The sequence below is a fragment of the Rhizorhabdus phycosphaerae genome (assembly GCF_011044255.1).
GTDB classification, from domain to species: Bacteria; Pseudomonadota; Alphaproteobacteria; order Sphingomonadales; family Sphingomonadaceae; genus Rhizorhabdus; species Rhizorhabdus phycosphaerae.
The window spans coordinates 3,972,017-3,988,921 of record NZ_CP049107.1; the positions used below are offsets into that span (position 1 = coordinate 3,972,017).

A 16,905-nucleotide genomic window follows, 5' to 3' on the forward strand; every position below is an offset into this window, starting at 1 on the left:
GACGCAATCAGGATCACCCCTATTGTTAGTTATATGGCTAATCTTGATTCGATCTTCCATGGACTGGCCGATCCGACCCGCCGCGCGGTGATCGCGCAGCTGGCGCGGGGGCCGGCCGCCGTTTCCGAACTGGCCGCCCCGCACCGGATGGCGCTGCCCAGCTTCCTCAAGCATCTCAAGGTGCTCGAAGCGGGCGGCTGGATCGAATCCGGCAAGGCGGGTCGCATCCGCACCTGCCGCCTCCGGCCCGAGGCAGCGAAGGCTGCCGAGGACTGGCTGGGCCGACAACGATCCCTGTGGGAGGCGCGCCTCGACCGCCTCGACAGCTTTCTCGAGACACTCAACGATATAGGAGAGACTGATGACGCCTGATCCCGAACTCGATCTTCTGCTCGAACGGGTGGTGCGGGCCAGCCCGGCCCAGCTCTGGCGCGCCTGGACCGAGCCCGAGCTGCTCAAGCAATGGTTCGCGCCGAAGCCCTGGACCGTCGCGCGCGTCGCGATCGACCCACGCGCTGGCGGTATCTTCTCCGTCGTCATGGCCTCGCCGGAAGGCGTGGAAATGGAGGAAACGCCAGGGTGCATTCTCCTTGCCGAGCCCGAGAAGCGCCTGGTCTGGACCGATGCCCTCGGCCCGGAGTTCCGTCCGAATGCCCAGAGCTTCATGACCGCCGACATCACGATGGAGGCAGTCGACGGCGGCACCCGCTACCGGGCGCTGGTGCGGCACAAATCCGACGCGGACTGCCGCTCGCACGAAGAAATGGGCTTCTTCGACGGCTGGGGCACCTGCCTCAGCCAGCTTGAAGCGCTGGCGGATCAGCTCTGAGATTCAATCGATCCGTTCGTCCTGGCGCACCCGGTCGCGCCCGCCGCCCTTGGCGGCATAGAGCGCGGCGTCGGCTTTCATGTACATCGACGAGAAGTCGTCGCCAGCGCCGAAGCTGCTGACCCCTAGGCTGGCGGTGATCCGGATTTCGGAGGTGCCGAAGGGCGTCACGGCCTCGCGGATCGCGGTTCTGATCGTCTCGGCCCGCCGGGCCGCCTCGTCCGCGGGGCAGTTGGGGAGCAGGATGGCGAACTCCTCCCCGCCGATCCGGCCTGCCACGTCGCCCGGCTGCATCTGCCGCAGCAGCAATGCGCCGATGGTGCCCAGGACGGCGTCGCCGCCGGGGTGGCCGAGCCGGTCGTTCAGCGCCTTGAACTCGTCGAGGTCGATGACGAGAAGACTGAGCGGCATGCCCTCCCGCCGGGCGCTGTCGACATAGTCTTCTGCCACTGCCATGAAGTGCCGGCGATTGGCGCAGCCGGTGAGCGGGTCGGTCATCGCCATACGCGCCAGGCTCTCATTGGCCGCGCTGAGATCGGCGGTGCGTTCGGCAATCTGCCGTTCGAGGGCAATCTGCCGCTTCTGCAGATAGCGCGTGCGCCAGCGGACCGTCATGCCGAGCAGCCCGATGAGGAGCAGGGCGGCCCCCAGCCTGGCCCACCAGCGTTGATACCAGGTCGGCAGGACGCGGATCGGCAGCGCTAGCTCATGCTCGCTCCACAGGCCTGCGCGGTTCGTGCCTCTGATGCGCAGCACGAAGTTGCCCGGCGGCAAGTTGGTGTAGATGGCGAGCCGGCGCTCCGCGTCGGTCTCGGTCCAGCGCTGGTCGAAACCCTCGAGCCGATAGGCATAGCGGTTGCGCTCGGGCGCGGAGAAATCGAGCGCTGCGAATTCGACCGCGATGCTGTTCGCGTCGGGTGCGATGGTGATCGCGTCCTTCTGTCCCGGTGCGTTGACGCGTGCGATCGGGAGCGGAATCCCGCCGACGCGGAGATCGGTGACAACCAGGGCCGGCTGCAGCGTCCAGGGCGGCAGATCGCCGGGACGGACGATGGTCATCCCGCCCTTGGCCCCGAACAGGGCTTCGCCCTGCGGCGTGGTGGCGCCTGCGCTGGCAAAATAGTCGATCAGCGACGATCCGTCGGCCTGCCGCAACGAGCGTGCGGTGAAGCTGGCGGCGTCGATCCGGGCCAGTCCGTCGTCGGTGCCCGCCCAGATCGTGCCGTCGCCGTCCATCTGCAACGTGTCGACGTTAACGTGGGGCAGCCCCTGCGATACGCCGATCCGCCTGAAACGCAGCTTGCCGGCAGCATCGCGCCCGGTGACCATCGCCAGCCCGCCGCCGAAGGTGCCGACCCACAACCGCCCCTTGCGATCGGTCAGCAGGGTCACGACGAAGCGCGCGGGCAAGCCGTTCGGATCATTGGGGTCGGCCATGATATGCTCGATTGCATGGCTGCGGACGTCGATCCGATAGAGACCGTTGCGCGCGCCGACCCAAAGTGCGGTGCCGGCGCCGCGCAATATGGCGTTGATGCCGCCATCGGCCAGTCGCGCAGTACCGCTGCCCCCGAAGACGACGCGACCTTGGGTACCGCTCGGGTCGGGGACGAAGCCGATCAGGCCGCGTTCGTCGGTGCCGATCCATAGAAGCTTGCCGTCGAAGCGAACCGCGTTGATCGACAGTTCGGGGCTTTCGCCCGGCACTTGGACATGCCGAACCCGCCAACTGCCCGGCTCGATGAAATAGAGGCCTCGTCGCGTGCCCACATAGACCCGGCCCGTTGCCGCTTCTGCAAGACCGAATACCACGTCGGGGGGGAGCATTTCGCGCGAGCCGGAACGGCTGGGCCGGATTGCCGCGACGCGTCCTTCGACCGGATCGATGACGTCCACTCCGCCGTCGACATAGCCCATCCAGATGCGGCCGTTTCGCGCCGCCAGTATCGAGAAGGCATCGGGCGCGCTCAGCCCCTTGGGATTTTCGGGCGAACTGACGATCGTCGAGATCAGCCCGGCGGTCTGTGGCCGGTAACTGAGACCGCCCGTGCTGCCGGCCCACAGCGAGCCGGCCTTGTCGCGCAGGAGCGCCCAGACGTCGTTGTGCGCCAGGCTGCCGGGAACGGCGCGGTCATGGGTGATCATCCGCGCCTTTCGCGTCCGGCCATCGATGGCCGCAATGCCCGTGCCACGCAGGGCGACCCATATCTCGTCGGGACCTGCCGGAATGATCGACGACACCCAACTCGTCCTCAGTACCGGCATGTCGTTGACGCGCCGGGCAGCCGTGGTTCCCGCGTCAACCACGAACAGGCCGTTTCGCGCTGTGCCGATCCAGACCTGGCCACGCTCGTCCTCGAACAGCGCGCTGATCGATGCCGACACGCCGGGCAAGGGCACCGCAGAGCGCGTCGTCAGACTGGCGGACGAACGGAACAGGCCTTCGGTCGTGCCGATCCACAGCGTTCCGTCCCGCTGGCGCAGCAGGGCACGGACCGGGCGCCTTTCGACCAGGGCCGGGGGGAAACGAAAAGCGCCGCGGCCATAGGGGCTGATATGGTGAAGGCCGGTGTCGGTGGCGATCCACAGGCCCGATCGTCCGTCATCGACGATCTTGGCGATGTGAACCCGGCCGGTCGTCGGTTCGACGCGCACGCGAACGAAGCGGTCGCGCATGGCATCATAATAAGCGAGTCCGCCGGCACCGCCTCCGACCCATAGCCGGCCGCGCGCGTCGACGTGCAGCGCCTCGATCCAGTCGTCGTGCAGGCTGCCGGGGCGTTCGGGATCGGCGCGGTAGGTGCGAAAACGATAGCCGTCCCACCGCGCGAGCCCGCCCTGGGTCCCGATCCAGATGAAACCGTCCTGGTCCTGGGCCAGTGCCGTCGGCACCGGATGGGGCAGGCCGTTGTCCCGCCCATAATTATGGAAGATCGTCGTGACCAGCTGCGACCAGCGCGCGTCTTCGGGTCCGGCTGCCGTAGCGAGGGAAGCAAAGGCTGCCCCGGCCATAGCCGCCAGAAGGATTCGCCAAACCAGGGATTGCCGCCCCGATATCCGCTTCAAGCTGTTGCCGCCCCGAAATAAATCTGCTCGTGACCTTATCAGAATATCCCCCCGATGACAGGGAAGAAGCATCCGTCAGGTCGGGCGGCGCAACGATCGGATGGCTGTTGCCGGCGAGCGATCAGAAATGGCGTCTGCGCTTGACCAGGCGCAGCGTTGGCCAGTCTCCCCGCTGGATCGTTTCGGCAAGATAGAAGCCCTGCCGGCGATAGGCCTGGGCGACTGCGTCCGCCTGCGTGTCGAGCAGTCCCGCCAGGATCAGCGATCCACCCGGCAAAACGGCGTTGCCGAACACCGGCGCCAGCTCGATCAGCGGGCCGGCCAGGATGTTGGCGATCAGCAGGTCATAGGGCAGGCGGCCCTTCAGCCGGCGGTGGGCCAGCCCGGGGGCGACGACCAGTTCGACCTGTCCTCGGGCACGCCCGACGGGGATCGCGTTGATCGCGGCATTCTCGGCGGTTACCTCGATCGAAACGGGGTCGATATCCGATGCGATCACCTTCGCCGCCGGCCAGAGCGAGCGTGCCGCGAAGGCGAGCAGGCCCGTGCCGGTGCCGATGTCGGCAATATCGTCGAAGCGCAGCCCCGACCGCCGCAGCCGGTCGAGCATCAGCAGGCAGCCCGTCGTCGTCTCGTGGTGGCCCGTACCGAAGGCGCGCCCGGCGTCGATGACGAACCCGGTCATGCCGGCCGGGGCGTGATCGGCATTATGGGGGGTGTGGACGAAAAAGCGGCCAGCCCGGATCGGCTCAAGCCCCGACTGCGACAGGGTCACCCAATCCTCTTCGGGGATATGCGTGACGACGGGCTTGACCTTGCGGGCGCTCGGCACCAGCGCCACGATCTGGGCGAGCAGCGCCTTGCTGGGCTTGGCTTCGACATAGACGTCGAGCTGCCAGTCGTCGGGCCGGGCGGGATCGGGCTCGCTCGTCATCACCGTGGGCGGCGGATCGAGCATGAGCAGTTCGCCGAGATCCTCGTCGAGAATCTGCCCCTCCTCCTTGGTACAGGGGAGGGTGATCTTCCAGCTGCCCTGCCGTGGAGCGTCGAAGGGAAAGCCGGTGATGCCGTCGCCCTTGGGTTCTGCACGACGCTTAGCGGACATAGGAGGCTCCGTTGACGTCGAGCACGGCCCCGGTCATCGAGGGCGGCGCGTGGAGGGCGAGGAAGCGGACGGTTTCGGCGACTTCCTCAGGCTGGGCCACGCGCCCGAGCGGGATGTCCGCCAGCAGCTTGTCGCCGCCCCGGCTGGCCAGATAATCGTCCGCCATTCCCGTCATCGTGAAACCCGGGCAGATTGCGAAGGCAAGGATATTCTCGGCGGCATAGCCACGCGCGATCGACTTGGTCATGCCGACCATACCGGCCTTGGACGCAGCATAATGCCAGTGCGCCGGGCTGTCGCCGCGATAGGCGGCGCGGCTTGCGACGTTGACGATGCGCCCGCCGCCATTCCGGCGGAAGTGCAATATGGCAAGGCGACACAGATCGGCGGACGCCTGCAGGTTGATCTGCAGCGTGCGCGACCAGGCGTCGCTCCACGCGGCGTCGGGTGCGTCGACCGAGACGGCTTCGAAGATGCCGGCATTATTGACGAGCACGTCGATGCGCCCGTCCAATGCCTCCAGCGCGGCATCCCAGGCACGTCTTGGGGCGCCGCCGTCCGAAAGGTCGGCAACGACGCTGCCGTCGCCTTCGACCGCCGCCGATCGATGCCCGATGATCCTGACATCCTCGCGCGAAAAGCGATCGAGGATAGCCTTGCCGATACCCCGGCTGGTGCCGGTCGCGAATATGTGAATGGCCATGCGGCGCGGGATAGGGGGTTTGCGCCCCGGCCTCAAGCGCTGCCGTGTCTCCTTTCCACCCCGGAAACCGGAGGCAGCGCCGCCCGTCGTTGCTAGCGGGACTTCAGGCGGCGATGCGCTTGACGAATTCCCCGGTGATCGTCTCGAGCCGCGACAATTCGCTGTCGACCCGGCGGAAGCCTGCCTCGAGGTGATCGATCTCGCCGGCGACATTCTCGGTGTCCGAGCGGATTGCGGAGATGGTAGTGGACATGGAGTCGGCGGCGAGCGCCGTCTCGTCCACGGCGGCCGTTATCATCGTGACGGTCTGGGCTTGTGCTTCCATGGTCGAGCGGATTCGCTCCGCCGAGGTCTGAACCTCTCCGACGATGTCGCGGATCGATCCGTTGGCGTCGACCGTCTGGCGCGTCGCGGCCTGGATCGCGGCGATCTTGGCCGCGATATCGTCGGTCGCGCGGGCGGTCTGGCTGGCAAGGCTCTTCACCTCCTGCGCGACGACCGCGAAACCGCGCCCGGCATCGCCCGCCCGGGCCGCCTCGATCGTCGCATTGAGCGCGAGGAGGTTGGTCTGTCCGGCAATGTCGCGGATCAGGCCGAGAATCGATTCGATCGCCTGCGCATGATCGGACAGCACTTCGGAAATGGCGACGGCATGGCCCGAACGCTCGGCGGCGCGGGTGGCGATCTGCGCCGCGACCTCGACCTCGGCCCGGCTTTCCTCGATCGCGCGGATGAGGCCCGCTGCGGTGTGCGCCGCTTCGCGCATAGCCAGCGCGGATTGCTCGGCGGCGGCGGCGACCTCGGAGGTCTTGCCCAGCATGCCGCGCGCGGCATGCGAGGTTTGGCCCGTCTTCTCGCGCAGGCCACGCGAGTCGTCGAGCGCGCGGGTCAGCGCCTCGGAGATGTTGGTGCGGAAGGCCTGGCTCTTGTCGCTTAACCCGCGATGCTCGGCCGCGCGATGCTGCGCGCCGACGATGGTGAAGGTGACATCGAAATAGATCGCGTTGATCGTCATCAGCGCCTCGCAGCTCTCGCTGACGAAGGCGCTATCCTCGGGAAACATCCGGATGATGAGGCTGCTCAGCGCGGCGATGCCGGCGGCGGTCTGCTCTGCGATCATGCTGTGATCGCCTCCCGCCGCGACATTGGCGAGGGTCGTTTCCGCAAATGCGCGGATTTCCCCGACATGCGCTCCGTCGCGAAGCAGTTCGCGCCACAGCCGGATCCCCTGGTCCATCGTAGACTCGCCCGGTCGCGATTCGCCGTGCACCGGATATTCGACCGCGCGCCGCTCGAAACCGGATACATAAACGTCGCGCAGCTTTGCGAGCAGGTCTTCCCCGGCGCGGTCCCAGATCGCGCGCAACCGACCGTTCAGGTCGCCACTACGATCGTAGATCGCCAGCTTGCGGCGGATTTCCTGATCCGTGAGGCCGATCGTCTCAACGCTCAGACCGTTCATCTTGGGCTCCTGCACCATATCGTTTGATTCCGAGATGCGAGGAGAACTAAGCGGAGATGGTAAACAGGTCCTTTAGATAGGGCGGATTTCCCAGCGACTTCCCTTCCTTGCACCTTGCACGGCGCGGCGACTCGTCTAAGAACGGCGCCACGACAGCAGGAGGGCATTAATGTCGCGAAATCCAGGGCGTCCGCTTTCGCCGCACCTGACCATTTGGAGATGGGGACCGCACATGCTTGTGTCGATCCTGCATCGTGCCACTGGCGTAGGCATGGCCTTGGCGGCCGGCATCGGCTTTGTCTGGTGGCTGGTGGCCGCCGCGACCGGTCCTGAAGCTTATGCGACCTTCCTGGCGGTGGCCACTTCGTGGTTCGGCTATCTGGTCGCCATCGGGCTGACCTGGGCTTTTTTCCAGCACATGTTTTCCGGCCTGCGCCATTTCGTGCTCGATATCGGCGCCGGTTACGAGCTGAAGGTCAACCGCACGGGTTCGCTCCTGACGATGGCAGGTTCGCTGCTCGTTACCTTCGCGATCTGGGCGCCAATCCTTCTGCGCGCCGCCAGCAAGGGAGCACAATAATGGGTAGCGGAACCGGTATCGGCCGCGTCCGCGGTCTCGGCTCGGCCAAGCATGGCTCGATGCACTGGTGGCGCCAGCGCGTCACGGCGGTCAGCAATCTTCTGCTCGCGACCTGGTTCGTCGTCTCGATGTTCCGTCTGCCCAGCCTTTCGCATGAGGCTGTTGTGCAGTGGATCGGTTCGCCGCTCGTCGCGGTGCCGCTGGTGCTGCTGACCATTTCGGTCTTCTACCATTTGCGCCTGGGCCTCCAGGTCGTGGTCGAAGACTATGTGCATGAGGAAGCCGGCAAGGTCTTCTTCGTGCTGCTTCTCAACTTCTATGCGGTCGGGGGCGCGGCTCTCGCGATCTTCTCGATCCTCAAGATCGCCTTCGCGGGAGTGTCTGCCTGATGTCCGAGGCCTATAAGATCGTCGACCATCTGTACGACGCGGTCGTCGTCGGTGCCGGCGGCTCCGGTCTGCGCGCCACCATGGGCGCGGCCGGTGCCGGTCTGAAGACGGCCTGCATCACCAAGGTCTTCCCGACCCGCAGCCATACCGTCGCGGCGCAGGGCGGCATCGCCGCCTCGCTCGGCAATATGGGCCCGGATCACTGGACGTGGCATATGTACGACACCGTCAAGGGGTCGGACTGGCTGGGCGACCAGGACGCAATCGAATATATGGTGCGCGAAGCGCCGGCCGCAGTGATCGAGCTTGAGCATGCCGGCGTCCCGTTCAGCCGTACCGAAGAGGGCAAGATCTACCAGCGCCCGTTCGGCGGCCACATGCAGAATATGGGTGCTGGTCCGCCCGTGCAGCGCACCTGCGCCGCGGCCGACCGTACCGGTCACGCGATGCTGCACGCGCTGTATCAGCAGAGCCTGAAGTACGACGCCGACTTCTACATCGAATATTTCGCGCTCGACCTGATCATGGAGAATGGCGAGTGCAAGGGCGTCATCGCGCTCTGCATGGAAGACGGCTCCATCCACCGTTTCCGCAGCCATGCGGTCGTGCTGGCGACGGGCGGATCGGGCCGCACCTATTTCTCGGCCACCTCGGCGCACACCTGCACGGGTGACGGCGGCGGCATGGTGCTGCGCGCCGGTCTGCCGCTGCAGGACATGGAGTTCGTGCAGTTCCACCCGACCGGCATTTATGGCGCGGGCGTGCTGATCACCGAAGGCGCGCGCGGTGAGGGCGGCTATCTGACCAACTCGCAGGGCGAGCGCTTCATGGAGCGCTACGCACCGTCGGCCAAGGATCTCGCCAGCCGCGATGTCGTGTCGCGCTCGATGGCGATGGAGATCCGCGAGGGACGCGGCGTCGGCAAGAATGGCGACTATATCTACCTGCACCTCGATCATATCGATCCGAAGGTGCTGGCGGAGCGCCTGCCCGGCATTACCGAGACCGGCAAGATTTTCGCCGGTGTCGACCTGACGCGCCAGCCGCTGCCGGTGACGCCGACCGTCCACTACAATATGGGCGGCATCCCCTGTAATTATCATGGCGAGGTCGTCACGCTGAAGGACGGCAACCCGGATGCGGTCGTCCCCGGCCTGTTCGCGGTCGGCGAAGCGGCCTGCGTGTCGGTCCATGGCGCGAACCGCCTCGGCTCCAACTCGCTGATCGACCTTGTCGTGTTCGGTCGCGCGACCGGCTTCCGCCTGGCGGAGCTGATCAAGCCGAACAGCAAGCACGGCACGATCAACAAGGAGGCCGACGACAAGGCGCTCGGCCGCCTCGATCATTATCGCAACGCCAAGGGCGGCACGCCGACGGCGCAGATCCGCCTGAAGATGCAGCGTACGATGCAGAAGCATTGTGCGGTGTTCCGCGACAGCGAGTTGCTGAGCGAAGGCCTGACGCTGATCGACGACGTCTACAAGACGATCGCCGATGTCGGCATCACCGACCGGTCGCTGATCTTCAACACCGACCTGATCGAGACGCTGGAGCTGGACAACATGCTCCCGCAGGCCGTCGTCACGATGCACTCGGCGGAAAATCGCAAGGAAAGCCGCGGCGCGCACATGCACGAGGATTTCCCGAACCGCGACGACGAGAATTTCATGAAGCACACCATTTCCTGGTTCGACCAGGGCAAGGTGAGCATCGATTACCGTCCGGTGCACGATTACACGCTCACCGACGAGGTCGAGTATATCAAGCCGAAGGCACGCGTTTACTGAGCGCAGCCGACTGTTTCTGAACAGGAAAGGGGGCCTCGCGGCCCCCTTTTTTGTCCCCGTGTCGCGACGGCGAGGGTCAGGCTGCCTGGTCGAGCGGGGATGCGTCCTCGTGGGGGGCGGGCAGGAATTCGTCGATCGACAGCAACGGGTGCGGGTAGCGGAACTCGTTGCAGTTCATCGGCAGGACGAAGCCTTCGGCGGCGCCGGGCGTGAAATAATTGCCCTGATACATGTTGGGCTGCGTCACCGGATCATATTCGTCATAGACCGACCCTATCGGCGCATAGCTGAGATCGGTACCGAAGACGGCGTAGAGCGCCATGTCGACGAAGTTCATATATTTGGCGGTGCCGCGCAGATGGGTGTCCTGCGCGATGATCGCGTGCAATTGTTCGCGCGCGAAGGACAGCGCGGCGAGGTCCTTGACCACGATTTCGAAATGATGGGCGCCGTCATGGTGGACGACCGTGCGGCGCGGCGCCTCGGTCAGCATGACGTGGCGGACATAGGCGGGGAGGTCGCCATGGAACAGGCGGATGCGGCCCGCCGCCTCGGGATACATGCGCCGGGCCCGCTCGTAGGCATAGCGCAGATAGCTGGCGCTCAGGTCGACGATGTCGAGGGTGAAGTCGAACCGGTCCATGCAACCGGCGAGGATTGAGGTCGCGCCGCCCATATAGCAGCCCACCTCGACGACATGGTCGAACTCGCCGTTGAAATCGCGCAGCGTCTGGACGAGGTCGAAATAATAGCGCGCCGAGCATTGGTCCTCGCAGGCGAGCGGGGTCTCGTTCCAGCGCTGCCAGATCTCGTCGAAGATCCGGTTTCGACCGAGCAGGCTCTCGCCCGCCTGGATCGCGCGTCCGCCGGAGAAGACCGGGCAGCCCAGCTTCTCGTTGGGCTCCGCCAGTTCGGCGAGGCTCAGGTCGGGTTCGATGAAGCGCGCTGGGATCATGCTGGGCATCCGATGCTGGAAATGTCGGCGTCCGGCGTAGACTTATATGGTTAAGGCAAGGCTAACGGCGGAGACCGTCGGCCGGTTCGGCGCGCCTCAACGCCTCGATCAGAAGGTTGCGCGCGAAGGCGACGCGCGGCTGTCGCAGCGCGCTGGGCGTCCAGGCGAGGTGAAAGCGGTTCTCGGGCGTGGTCACCGGCGGCGGAATGATCGCCAGCGTGCCGCGCGACACCGAGGCGGCGCAGAGATAGTCGGGCAACACCGTCCATCCCGTCCCATTGCACAGCATCATCCGCAGGACGCGCAGGTCGGGCGCGGTCACCACCGGCATCTTCGAGGGCAGCGGGAGCTGATTGGCCTGCAACCATGTCCGTACGACCGGTCGGTCGAGGTCATAGGCCAGGTGCGGCGTATCGGCGAGGGCGGCCGCGAGATCGGCGCTACCCATGATCGCTTCCGCCACGGCCGGCGAGGCGCAGGCGTGGAGTTTTTCGGTGCCCAGCGCCTCGAAGGCGAGCCGGGCGTCGTCCGGGCGCGAGACGATGAAGGCGAGATCGGTGCGGCCGTTGAGCAGCATTTCGAACAGCTGATCGCGCCCGCCGACGTGGAGGCGAAGCTCCAGCCCCGCCTGCAACAACGGATCGAGCCGGGGCGCGACGCTTTCCGCCATATAGTCGGACGGGCCGGCGATGTGGACGACGCCGCCCAGCTGGGACGAGCGTGCGCGCATCGAGGCCAGCGCGGCTTCGGCGCTGTCGAGCGAGGTGCCGAGGCTGGCGGCCAGATCGTCGGCGATCGCGGTCGGGCGCACCCCGCGCGCATGGCGTTCGAACAGGGGCCGGCCGAGCTGGCTTTCGAGCGAGGCGACATGCTGCGACACCGCCGGCTGGGTCAGGCCCAGAACCCGCGCGGCCTCGCTGATCGAGCGGCGACGATAGACCTCTACGAAGGTGCGGAGCTGCTGCAACTGCATTGTCTATACATAACATAATTTATGGATGACCCGCGAGATGCTTTGAGGCGTTTATGCGGCGCAATGCCTATCTCGGCTCCGTACCGATCAAGACGATCAGGAGATATTCGTGCCCGCTGCCAAGCTTTTCCAGCCGCTCACCGTCGGCGGCCTGACCCTCGACAACCGCATCGTCATTGCCCCCATGTGCCAATATTCGGCCGAGGACGGCGCCATGACCGACTGGCATATCCAGCATCTCGGCCAGCTGGCGGCGTCCGGCGCCGGGCTGCTGACGATCGAGGCGACCGCCGTCGAGCCCGAGGGGCGGATCAGCTTCGCCGATGTCGGCCTGTGGGACGACCGCACCGAAGCCGCCATGGCCCGCGTGCTGGAGGCGGTGCGCCGCCATTCGACGATGCCGATCGCGATCCAGCTGGCCCATGCCGGCCGTAAGGCGTCGACCGACCTGCCCTGGCGGGGCGGGGCGCAACTGGCGCCGGACCACCAGAATGGCTGGCAGACCGTCGCCCCCTCGGCGCTGCCGTTCGAGGCGTCCGAAAACGCCCCCACCGCGCTCGACAAGGTCGGGCTCGATCGTATCCGCGACGCCTTCGCCGATGCGGCGCGCCGTTCCGCCCGGCTCGGCCTCGACGCGATCCAGATCCATGGCGCGCATGGCTATCTGCTCCACGAATTCCTCTCGCCGCTCTCCAACCGCCGCGAGGATGAGTATGGCGGCAGCCTGGAGAACCGGATGCGCTTCCCGCTCGAGGTCTTCGATGCCGTCCGCGCCGCCTTTCCGGCCGATCGTCCGGTCAGTGTCCGTGTCTCGGGCACCGACTGGGTCGATGGCGGCTGGGACATCGGGCAGACGATCGCCTTCGCCAAGGCGCTAGAGGCGCGCGGTGCTGCTGCGATCCATGTGTCGAGCGGCGGGCTCGACCCGCGTCAGGCGATCCCGGTCGGCCCCAATTACCAGGTGCCGCTCGCGCGCGCCGTCCGTCAGGCGGTGTCGATCCCGGTCGTCGCGGTCGGCCTGATCATTGAGTTCGAACAAGCCGAGGCGATCCTGGCGACCGGCGATGCCGACCTGATCGGGCTCGCGCGCACCATGCTCTATGATCCGCGCTGGCCCTGGCACGCCGCCGCCCATTTCGGCGCGCAGGTGAAGGTGCCGCCGCAATATCTGCGCAGCCAGCCCCGCCGCTTCCGCGATCTGCTGGTCGAGGATCGGTAAGCCGAAGGCGACGGGGCAGGGTGACCCTGCCCCGACCGCTTCATCATCCTGCCGCATTTGCCGCTTAGGCACGCGCCCCCATGAAGAAAGCCATCATTCTTTCCGCTGGTCAGGGATCGCGCCTGCTGCCGCTGACCGCCGACCAGCCCAAATGCCTGATCGACTTTTCGGGCCGCAGCCTGATCGCCTGGCAGATTTCGGCGCTCGCCGCGAACGGGATCGAGGAAATCGTCGTCGTCACTGGCTTCCGCGACGACAAACTGGAGGCTGCGCTCGCCGCGCTGGCGCTGCCCGGGGTCACGATCCGCACGCGCTTCAACCCCTTCTACAAGGTGGCCGACAATCTCGGCTCCTGCTGGATCGCGCGCGAGGAGATGGACCGGGATTTCATCATCCTCAACGGTGACACGCTGGTTTCGCCCGAGATCGTCGGCCGGCTGATCGCGGGCGCCACTGCGCCGATCACGGTGACGATCGACGTCAAGGACAGTTACGACCTCGACGATATGAAGGTGCAGCGCGACGGCGATCGCCTGCTGCAGATCGGCAAGCGGCTCGAGCCGGCCGAAACCAACGCGGAATCGATCGGGATGCTCGCCTTCAGGGGGGAGGGCCCGGCGATCTTCCGCCGCCAGGTCGAGGCGATGATGCGGACGCCCGAAGGCGTGCTCAACTGGTATCTGAAGGCGATCCACGCGCTGGCGCCGTCGGGTGTCGTCGGCACGGTATCGATCGAGGGCCTGCGCTGGGCCGAGGTCGATTTCCCCGAAGACCTGCCGATTGCGCGGGCGTTGACCGAGGGGTGGGCCGCCTAGCGGCTAGGCTCCGGCTGCATCCGCTTCAGGCGCTGAGCGGGCCTGAAGCGAAATCGTCCCGATCGATGGCATAGAGCACATGCGACGCCATGGCGCCGGCCATCGGCACGTCCAGCGTGCGCTCGGTCAGCCGGGCGCCGATCTTCTCCACCGCCCTGCGCGAACGGACATTGTCCTTTCCGATGACGAAGATCACCCGCTCGAAGAAGCGGAGCGCGTGGCCTACCATCAGCCGCTTGATCGTGAAGTTGGTGGTGCCGCCCCATTCCGAGCGCGTCAGAAAGGTCCAGCCGATCTCGACTTCGCCGTCACCGGCCCGGGCCCGGTCGAAGCGGGAGGAGCCGATGATCTCGCCTGTCGCCGTCCGCGTTATGGCCAGCGCGCCGCCGCTCCGCATCGCGTCGTCGAAGAAGGCCCGGAAGACGGGCTCCTGCCAGCGATCGTGCGCCGGATGGACGGCCCAGATCAGTGGGTCCGACGCGACCGCATAGACCGCCGGCCAGTCCTCCGCCTGCAACGGGCGCAAGCGGATATCGCCATCGGACAGCACTGGCTGAAGATCGACCGCCGTCATTGGGACCGAGTTCCCCTCACACCGGCCAGAGCGCCTTCATCCAGCCGCTCAGCGCCTCGACCTGCTCCGCCGTCAGCGTCACGGCCTGGCCGAGCACCGGCTGTCCCGGCCAGCCCGCGTCGGTGACCGAGACGCCGGCCCATTCGCGCTCGCCTTCATAGCGGGGGATGACGTGGAAATGGACGTGGGGGTCGACCATCATCAACATCAGATAGTTGACCTTCTCGAACGCGACCGCGGCGCGCAGCGCATGTTCGAGGTCGCGGGTCACCGCCGCCAGTTCGGCATGGGCCCTGGCCGGCAGGTCGCCGAAGGCGGTCGCGTCGGACTTCGCTGCAACCACCAGCGATCCCAGCGTCGGCTGGGCGGGGCGCAGCAGCACCACCCAGTGGCGATAGTCATGGACCAGGGTCGCGGGAAAGCCGAACTTCTCGATCGTCGCGTTGGTGGCGTCCGTCATTCGGTTCGTTGTCCCCGTGCCTGTCTCAGACCTGCAGCCAGCTGCGGATCTTGATCCCCTTCTTGCGGCGGCGCAACGCCTGCACCAGCCGCACCGCGTGGAAGACGCAGCTGAGCACGGTCCACACCGCGACAGCGATCAGGCCGATATCGGGGCGGTTGAAGATCGTCGCCGCGAACAGGATCACCATGTTCGGGTTGCGCCGCGCGGTGATCAGGCGGAAATCGCTGTCGATCTTTTCCCACACATGGATGTGCATGCCGTTGAAGCGCTGGATGAAGGCGCCCTCGATCAGCCGCTGGACGACATAGCCCGCGACGATCGCGATCATCACCAGCGCGAATTCGAGATGGGTGAAGGCCAGCCCCCAACTCGCCAGCCCGACGGCCCAGGCCCACCACCAGAAGGGCGGGTGGACCAGGTCTATGCCATGGTCGAAAATGTCGCCCCATTTGCTCGATGTGATCGTGCAGCGGGCGAGCTTCCCGTCGACCGTATCCAGCACCATGAAGACCAGGCCCAGCGCCATGCCGGTCCAGTACTGGCCATGCCAGAAATAATAGGTCGCCACGACGCACAGGATCGCGCCGATCGTCGTGACCATATTGGGCGACATGCCGATCCGCGCCGCGATCCGCGTCAGCACCAGCGCCCATTCAGGCCACAGATATTTGGTGAGGACGTCGGTAACGCCCTTATAGGCGCCGAAATAGGTCGCCCGCTCGATCCGCTTCACGCTGTCGCGCGTCAGCTTCTCGATCACCGGCTCCTCGCGCTTGCGCAACACGACATTGTAGAAGACGCGGTGATCCTCGGCGCGGACCTCCTCCAGCCCTGCTGGGAAGGCGTCGCCATCCGCGGCCGCCCCATCGCCGGGTACATGCGCGATCACCTTCTCGCCGTTCAGGGTCAGCACCTGTCCGGGGCGGTCGGCCATGAACTTGAGCCAGGCCGGCTCGAACACATGGCTGGCCGCGACCAGCAGCACCGGGCCCCCGTCGCGCGGACGGGTGGAGAGTTTCTGTGCCCGGGCGATGCGGCGCAGGCGCTCGTCGCTGGTCATTCCCCAGATCCGGGTGGGATTCGTTCCTATCGAACGGACGCTAAGCGGCGCGTGGCTGATCATGTCTTCCATAAAACGGATTGGAGCGGTCAGTTCCTTGCCCATCGCCCTTATGGCTGGCAAGGCGGGAACATGACCAAATTGGTATATACCGTAATTCTCCTCGCAGGGCAGCGGCCCGGTGTCGACCCCCTGGCGGAGCATTTCGGCGAACCGTTCAAGGCGTTGATCGATATTGCGGGCCAGCCGATGCTCGCCTGGGTGGCGAGTGTGCTGGTGGCGCGCGCCGACATCGGCCGCGTCGTGGTCGTCGCGCAACAGGCCGACGCGCTGCTCGATCATCCGGCGACGCGCTGGCTGCGCGACGAGGCGAAAGTGGTGACGCGCGAGGCCGGCGCCTCGATCGCCGAGGCGATCACCGCGACGATTGAGGCGATGCCGCGCGGCTATCCCTTCCTCGTCACCACCGCCGACAATGTCCTGCTGACCGACGCGATCCTCGACCGCTTTCTGGTGGGCGCGGCGGGCAGCGACATGGCGGTGGGTCTGGTCGAGCGCCGCACTTTGGAGGCCGCCTATCCCGGCAACCGCCGCACCTGGCTTCCCTTTCGCGGCGGCGCCTATTCGGGGACGAACCTGTTCTGGCTGGGCAGCGCGAAGGCGCTGTCGCTCCTCGCCGTGTGGCGCCACGTCGAACAGCAACGCAAGAAGGCCCGCGCGATCCTCGGCGCCTTCGGCCCCGGCCTCGCCCTCCTGATCGCGCTGCGCATTCTGACGCTCGGCCAGGCGATCACCCGCGTCGGCAAGCGTTTCGGGCTGCGCGCGACGGCGGTGCTGCTGCCGCAGGCGGAGGCGTGCATCGATGTGGACAAGGTCTCCGACCACGCGATGGCGGAGGGGATTTTAAGGGCGAGGTGAGGGGGCG

General features: G+C 66.4%; 17 protein-coding genes. 8 read left to right on the top strand and 9 right to left on the bottom strand.

All coding sequences use genetic code 11. The features are described from left to right. Nucleotides 1-33: 33 nt before the first annotated feature. Together G6P88_RS18490 and G6P88_RS18495 are read left to right on the top strand one after the other, a co-directional pair. The gene (locus G6P88_RS18490; protein WP_165324501.1) at nt 34-372 is read left to right on the top strand and encodes an ArsR/SmtB family transcription factor; all 339 of its coding nucleotides are present in this window, start codon (nt 34-36) and stop codon (nt 370-372) included. Further along, the gene (locus G6P88_RS18495) at nt 362-829 is read left to right on the top strand and encodes an SRPBCC family protein (RefSeq protein WP_165324502.1); all 468 of its coding nucleotides are present in this window, start codon (nt 362-364) and stop codon (nt 827-829) included. Before G6P88_RS18490 ends, G6P88_RS18495 begins: the two co-directional genes overlap by 11 nt. A 3-nt stretch (nt 830-832) precedes the next feature. Here G6P88_RS18495 and G6P88_RS18500 read toward each other — a convergent pair whose 3' ends face one another. From G6P88_RS18500 to G6P88_RS18515, 4 genes are all read right to left on the bottom strand, one after another. Beyond that, the gene (locus tag G6P88_RS18500) at nt 833-3,841 is read right to left on the bottom strand and encodes a ligand-binding sensor domain-containing diguanylate cyclase (RefSeq protein WP_165324503.1); all 3,009 of its coding nucleotides are present in this window, start codon (nt 3,839-3,841) and stop codon (nt 833-835) included. Nucleotides 3,842-4,016: 175 nt separating this feature from the next. Beyond that, on the bottom strand, nt 4,017-5,000 hold the full coding sequence (locus G6P88_RS18505) for a 50S ribosomal protein L11 methyltransferase (RefSeq protein ID WP_165324504.1): 984 nt from the start codon (nt 4,998-5,000) through the stop codon (nt 4,017-4,019). Next, nucleotides 4,990-5,703, bottom strand: a complete 714-nt coding sequence (locus G6P88_RS18510; RefSeq protein ID WP_165324505.1) for an SDR family NAD(P)-dependent oxidoreductase — start codon at nt 5,701-5,703, stop codon at nt 4,990-4,992. The genes G6P88_RS18505 and G6P88_RS18510 overlap by 11 nt, the downstream gene beginning before the upstream one ends. A 103-nt stretch (nt 5,704-5,806) precedes the next feature. After that, complete coding sequence (locus tag G6P88_RS18515) at nt 5,807-7,165, bottom strand: methyl-accepting chemotaxis protein (protein ID WP_165324506.1); 1,359 nt, start codon at nt 7,163-7,165, stop codon at nt 5,807-5,809. 169 nt (nt 7,166-7,334) lie between these two features. Between G6P88_RS18515 and sdhC the strand changes: the two genes are divergently transcribed. The 3 genes from sdhC to sdhA are packed head-to-tail and all read left to right on the top strand — an operon-like array spanning nt 7,335 to nt 9,921. After that, a complete protein-coding gene (gene sdhC / locus G6P88_RS18520; RefSeq protein ID WP_165324507.1) occupies nt 7,335-7,745 on the top strand; it encodes a succinate dehydrogenase, cytochrome b556 subunit in 411 nt (136 codons plus the stop codon). Next, on the top strand, nt 7,745-8,134 hold the full coding sequence (sdhD, locus tag G6P88_RS18525) for a succinate dehydrogenase, hydrophobic membrane anchor protein (RefSeq protein ID WP_165324508.1): 390 nt from the start codon (nt 7,745-7,747) through the stop codon (nt 8,132-8,134). The genes sdhC and sdhD overlap by 1 nt, the downstream gene beginning before the upstream one ends. Then, entirely contained in the window at nt 8,134-9,921 is a 1,788-nt protein-coding gene (gene sdhA / locus G6P88_RS18530; protein ID WP_165324509.1) for a succinate dehydrogenase flavoprotein subunit, read from the top strand. Before sdhD ends, sdhA begins: the two co-directional genes overlap by 1 nt. Nucleotides 9,922-9,997: 76 nt before the next feature. Here sdhA and G6P88_RS18535 read toward each other — a convergent pair whose 3' ends face one another. Both G6P88_RS18535 and G6P88_RS18540 read right to left on the bottom strand, forming a co-directional pair. Next, entirely contained in the window at nt 9,998-10,885 is an 888-nt protein-coding gene (locus tag G6P88_RS18535; RefSeq protein ID WP_206335818.1) for a class I SAM-dependent methyltransferase, read from the bottom strand. Nucleotides 10,886-10,937: 52 nt separating this feature from the next. Then, a complete protein-coding gene (locus G6P88_RS18540; protein WP_165324510.1) occupies nt 10,938-11,849 on the bottom strand; it encodes a LysR family transcriptional regulator in 912 nt (303 codons plus the stop codon). Between the two features lie 109 nt (nt 11,850-11,958). On the opposite strand from G6P88_RS18540, the gene G6P88_RS18545 reads away from it, so the two are divergent. Both G6P88_RS18545 and G6P88_RS18550 read left to right on the top strand, forming a co-directional pair. Further along, nucleotides 11,959-13,068, top strand: a complete 1,110-nt coding sequence (locus G6P88_RS18545; protein WP_165324511.1) for an NADH:flavin oxidoreductase/NADH oxidase — start codon at nt 11,959-11,961, stop codon at nt 13,066-13,068. An 80-nt stretch (nt 13,069-13,148) separates the two neighbouring features. Continuing rightward, nucleotides 13,149-13,883: a phosphocholine cytidylyltransferase family protein gene (locus tag G6P88_RS18550; RefSeq protein ID WP_165324512.1), complete on the top strand. Its 735-nt coding sequence runs from the start codon at nt 13,149-13,151 to the stop codon at nt 13,881-13,883. A gap of 25 nt (nt 13,884-13,908) precedes the next feature. Here the strand turns inward: G6P88_RS18550 and G6P88_RS18555 are convergent, their stop codons facing one another. Genes G6P88_RS18555 through G6P88_RS18565 form a run of 3 tightly spaced genes read right to left on the bottom strand, consistent with a single transcriptional unit; the run spans nt 13,909 to nt 16,043 of the window. Continuing rightward, the gene (locus tag G6P88_RS18555) at nt 13,909-14,457 is read right to left on the bottom strand and encodes a GNAT family N-acetyltransferase (RefSeq protein WP_165324513.1); all 549 of its coding nucleotides are present in this window, start codon (nt 14,455-14,457) and stop codon (nt 13,909-13,911) included. 16 nt (nt 14,458-14,473) lie between these two features. Then, on the bottom strand, nt 14,474-14,917 hold the full coding sequence (locus tag G6P88_RS18560) for an HIT family protein (RefSeq protein ID WP_165324514.1): 444 nt from the start codon (nt 14,915-14,917) through the stop codon (nt 14,474-14,476). Between the two features lie 25 nt (nt 14,918-14,942). Then, complete coding sequence (locus tag G6P88_RS18565) at nt 14,943-16,043, bottom strand: CDP-alcohol phosphatidyltransferase family protein (RefSeq protein WP_165324515.1); 1,101 nt, start codon at nt 16,041-16,043, stop codon at nt 14,943-14,945. 69 nt (nt 16,044-16,112) lie between these two features. Between G6P88_RS18565 and G6P88_RS18570 the strand changes: the two genes are divergently transcribed. Next, the gene (locus G6P88_RS18570) at nt 16,113-16,898 is read left to right on the top strand and encodes an NTP transferase domain-containing protein (protein WP_165324516.1); all 786 of its coding nucleotides are present in this window, start codon (nt 16,113-16,115) and stop codon (nt 16,896-16,898) included. Nucleotides 16,899-16,905: the final 7 nt, after the last annotated feature.

Coding starts and splice junctions, on each gene's coding strand:
- sdhA (WP_165324509.1), top strand. CDS start 8,134: ATGTCCGAGGCCTATAAGATCGTCGACCATCTGTACGACGCGGTCGTC.
- sdhC (WP_165324507.1), top strand. CDS start 7,335: ATGTCGCGAAATCCAGGGCGTCCGCTTTCGCCGCACCTGACCATTTGG.
- G6P88_RS18560 (WP_165324514.1), bottom strand. CDS start 14,917: ATGACGGACGCCACCAACGCGACGATCGAGAAGTTCGGCTTTCCCGCG.
- sdhD (WP_165324508.1), top strand. CDS start 7,745: ATGGGTAGCGGAACCGGTATCGGCCGCGTCCGCGGTCTCGGCTCGGCC.
- G6P88_RS18555 (WP_165324513.1), bottom strand. CDS start 14,457: ATGACGGCGGTCGATCTTCAGCCAGTGCTGTCCGATGGCGATATCCGC.
- G6P88_RS18540 (WP_165324510.1), bottom strand. CDS start 11,849: ATGCAGTTGCAGCAGCTCCGCACCTTCGTAGAGGTCTATCGTCGCCGC.
- G6P88_RS18565 (WP_165324515.1), bottom strand. CDS start 16,043: ATGATCAGCCACGCGCCGCTTAGCGTCCGTTCGATAGGAACGAATCCC.
- G6P88_RS18500 (WP_165324503.1), bottom strand. CDS start 3,841: ATGGCCGGGGCAGCCTTTGCTTCCCTCGCTACGGCAGCCGGACCCGAA.
- G6P88_RS18510 (WP_165324505.1), bottom strand. CDS start 5,703: ATGGCCATTCACATATTCGCGACCGGCACCAGCCGGGGTATCGGCAAG.
- G6P88_RS18490 (WP_165324501.1), top strand. CDS start 34: ATGGCTAATCTTGATTCGATCTTCCATGGACTGGCCGATCCGACCCGC.
- G6P88_RS18535 (WP_206335818.1), bottom strand. CDS start 10,885: ATGCCCAGCATGATCCCAGCGCGCTTCATCGAACCCGACCTGAGCCTC.
- G6P88_RS18550 (WP_165324512.1), top strand. CDS start 13,149: ATGAAGAAAGCCATCATTCTTTCCGCTGGTCAGGGATCGCGCCTGCTG.
- G6P88_RS18495 (WP_165324502.1), top strand. CDS start 362: ATGACGCCTGATCCCGAACTCGATCTTCTGCTCGAACGGGTGGTGCGG.
- G6P88_RS18570 (WP_165324516.1), top strand. CDS start 16,113: ATGACCAAATTGGTATATACCGTAATTCTCCTCGCAGGGCAGCGGCCC.
- G6P88_RS18515 (WP_165324506.1), bottom strand. CDS start 7,165: ATGAACGGTCTGAGCGTTGAGACGATCGGCCTCACGGATCAGGAAATC.
- G6P88_RS18505 (WP_165324504.1), bottom strand. CDS start 5,000: ATGTCCGCTAAGCGTCGTGCAGAACCCAAGGGCGACGGCATCACCGGC.